Source organism: Pseudomonas sp. 2995-3 (assembly GCF_002742565.1).
GTDB lineage: Bacteria > Pseudomonadota > Gammaproteobacteria > Pseudomonadales > Pseudomonadaceae > Aquipseudomonas > Aquipseudomonas edaphica.
This window is the reverse complement of record NZ_LJSB01000428.1, coordinates 1-231: the sequence shown is the minus strand read 5'-3', so window position 1 is coordinate 231 and position 231 is coordinate 1. Positions and strand designations below refer to the sequence as shown.

The window sequence follows — 231 nt, the reverse complement described above, 5'->3', positions numbered from 1 at the left end:
CTTCCTCTTCGTCTCTACTGTCATAGCTTTCTTCGTGACAACTAAAACATCAATATCACTACTATTTGGGTTAAATTTCCCCATTGCTAAAGAACCGTGTAAATAGAAACCTACGAAGTCCTCACTTATATTTTCCGTAATCCCTTTTTGTAGATTTAGGATAAAATCTCTTATGTCAGAAGGACACGAATTCCACTGATACCCCATTTTACAACTCCTCCTCCCTTACTC

At 37.7% G+C, this 231-nt stretch carries 1 protein-coding gene; it reads right to left on the bottom strand.

Annotated elements, in window-relative coordinates; translation table 11 throughout:
- Positions 1-207 (bottom strand): nucleotidyltransferase domain-containing protein (locus AOA62_RS29925; protein ID WP_143521958.1); only part of this gene is annotated, 207 nt, incomplete at its 3' end.
- Positions 208-231 lie beyond the last annotated feature (24 nt).